4 protein-coding genes are annotated in these 2,589 nt (G+C 53.3%); all 4 read left to right on the top strand.

The features are described from left to right. Window positions 1–302: 302 nt before the first annotated feature. The 4 genes from Q0216_RS06300 (at window position 303) to Q0216_RS06285 (ending at window position 2,557) form a co-directional block, all read left to right on the top strand. Window positions 303–650 carry a DUF4190 domain-containing protein gene (locus Q0216_RS06300; protein ID WP_298593821.1) on the top strand — a complete coding sequence of 116 codons (348 nt, stop codon included), beginning with the start codon at window positions 303–305 and terminating at the stop codon, window positions 648–650. A 210-nt stretch (window positions 651–860) separates the two neighbouring features. After that, window positions 861–1,490 (top strand): DUF4190 domain-containing protein, encoded by a 630-nt coding sequence (locus tag Q0216_RS06295; protein WP_298593819.1) that lies wholly within the window; start codon window positions 861–863, stop codon window positions 1,488–1,490. A 172-nt stretch (window positions 1,491–1,662) separates the two neighbouring features. Next, window positions 1,663–2,046, top strand: a complete 384-nt coding sequence (locus Q0216_RS06290; protein ID WP_298593817.1) for a hypothetical protein — start codon at window positions 1,663–1,665, stop codon at window positions 2,044–2,046. Window positions 2,047–2,113: 67 nt separating this feature from the next. Continuing rightward, window positions 2,114–2,557 carry a hypothetical protein gene (locus Q0216_RS06285; protein ID WP_298593815.1) on the top strand — a complete coding sequence of 148 codons (444 nt, stop codon included), beginning with the start codon at window positions 2,114–2,116 and terminating at the stop codon, window positions 2,555–2,557. The last annotated feature ends 32 nt before the right edge of the window (window positions 2,558–2,589 follow it).

The raw sequence follows: 2,589 nt of genomic DNA, 5'->3' as shown, positions 1-2,589 counted from the left end.
GACCCTTCATTAGCAGTGAAGTCCATTCGGCCGCTCTGGCACGTCTCCACGGTGCGCTCGTGAGCGCATCCCTATAAGAATATAGGCTGTTTTGCGCTTGGTCAATTCGGCCCGTGCTTTGGAGGATATCTCTGAGTGTGTGTTGCTCTATAGGGCGGATTATGGATTGTGCGCTTTGAGGCTCATATACATTTTCGATAGACTGCTACTGTCCAACCGATAAATAGAGGGCGTCTCTGGCGTGTGATTTTTCCATGCAGTGTTGCCAGAGTCGTCTTATTTACTCAACGAAATGAGAAATCATGTCTGAAAACCCCAACAACCCCCAGCCCCAGTTCAACCAGGACCCCCAGTTCAGCCAGCAGGCCCCTCAGTATGGTCAGCAGGCTCCTTACGGTGTGCCCGTTCAGACCCCTGAGCAGCAGGCTCAGGCGAAGAAGGCAAAGACCCTGTCGATTGTCTCTCTGGTAAGCGGTATTGTGAGCTTCTTTGTCTTGGGTTACATCCTTGGTGTTGTGGCTATTGTGACCGGCCGCCTGGCTATGAACAACCCTGAGCTGAAGTCCCGCGGTATGGCTATTGCCGGTACTGTTCTGGGTGCCGTCAGCATTATTTTGCTGGTTGCTCTGAGGATTTTTGTAAAGTACTAGGATTGAAGCTACCTGCAGTAGCCTCATAATTTGAGGAAGCCCGCGAGCGCCCCGTGCGCACGCGGGCTTTTGCATGCTCTGTAAAGCCCGTACTCGGTGTATCAAAGTGCATTGTGCGGGGTTGCATAACGGACTTAGTTGTACCCGTTCCATTCATGGGTTAGGGTGAATTAGGTTTAACACACACCAGCCGTACGAAAGTGAGATACCGTGTCTCAGAATCCTCGGGGTTCAGACCCCTACGACTACAACCCGGACTACAACCGTCTGAACGAGCAGTACAACCAGAACGGTCAGTATGGGCAGAATACTCAGTACGGTCAGTATGGGCAGGGTTCTTACGGCCAGTACGGGCAGAGCTCCTACGATCAGTATTCCTACGACCAGTACGGGCAGGACTCGTATAGCCAGTATGGCCAGAATCAGTACGACCCGTACGGCCAGCAGTACCAACAGCAGTATCAGTACGGTCAGCCCATGATGGTTCCTATTGGTATTGTTCAGAAGACTCCCGAGCAGCTTGCCGGTGAGAAGGCTGCCCAGACTTCCACGGTGCTCGGTATTATCGGTTTAGCTTGTGCTCTGACGCTTGGCTGGTTCTTGCTGGGTCTACCCTCTCTGATTCTGGGTGTTATCGGCATTATGAAAGCTAATGAGGCTGAGCGTTTCGGCGTGGCGGCTTCGGCTGGCCGCATCCTGAACTGGATTACCGTAGTTATTGGTGGCATTTTCCTGGTGCTTATGGGTGGTAGTCTGCTGCTGGCGATTATGCTGGCTCTTTCTGATTCCGCAGCCAATTCCAGCCTGGTGGATGCCGCGCAGATGCTGGCACTTGTCTAAACGCTTTCGCTCTCATTGGAGGGCACGAAAGAGCCCCGTTCCTCACTACGAGGAACGGGGCCTTGCTGTGTATATGCCGTATGTTTCGTGGAATCGGCTCGACATGCTTGTTCCCCCGGCGGGGGAAGGACTAGGGTGGGCTTAACGCCCGGTATTGAAAGGTTGTGATGCAATGATGCAGGATCCAATCCTTGGCCCGTATTCCGACCCAGCAGCTGGTTCGCGCTTGAAACCTCATCGCCACAAACAGGGTGCTGATATTGAAGAGCCCCCTATGATGCAGAGAGGTGGGAAAACAGCGCATGATTTAGGGGAGCGGGCCTCCCAACTTTCACTTACTTTTGGTGTGCTCAGCCTCATCAACATCATGGTGTCGGGTCCTTGGTTTTTCGGTATCCCCACCATCATATTGAGTGTCCTGGGTCTACGGAAGGCTAAGGAAGCGGATAGTTACGGCGCAGTTCCTCTTGCGGGTCGAATCCTGAGCTGGATAGCTGTCGCCAAGCTTGCCCTTGTGTACGTACTGATTGTGTGGGCGTGGTTCAATACCAAATAGGTTTTTGCGAAGCACTAGGCTGAGGTATTCAACTAACGCGTGTAAATTCTGAAAGGTCGTGGATGCGATGTCGCAGCTACCCCAAAACAATGAAGAGTTCGATTACAGCCCCGAATACGCCAAGCTCTACCAGGCGGATGACAGTCTGCAGTCCGAAGCTGACGACACGGATGAATGGCAACAACCTGCGAGCGAGCTACCTCTCGACGTGCAAAGGGAACAGGCCGGTAAAAAAGCAGCGAACTTCTCCCTGCTTTTCGGCGTCCTCGGCCCGCTGTCTTTCATTCTAGGGTTCCGGATGGCTGCCCAGTATCCTGAAGGACCCGGTCTGCTGTTAGCTATCGGCGCGCCGTTGCTGAACATCCTGGGTATCTGGCAGGGATTCGTGGCAAGGCGGCACGGTGTGCGTGCCATCGGTGGCCTGGTTCTTAACGGGCTGGGGCTATGCTTTTTCATCGGTATCGTCGCCCTCATCATGTTGATTCTGAACGCCTTGTCACACATCCACTAACAGCATCCCCAGTAACTCAAAATGGCATAGAT

It is taken from the genome of uncultured Rothia sp., from assembly GCF_937976295.1.
Classification (GTDB): Bacteria; Actinomycetota; Actinomycetes; order Actinomycetales; family Micrococcaceae; genus Rothia.
This window is presented reverse-complemented; position numbering and strand designations above follow the sequence as displayed.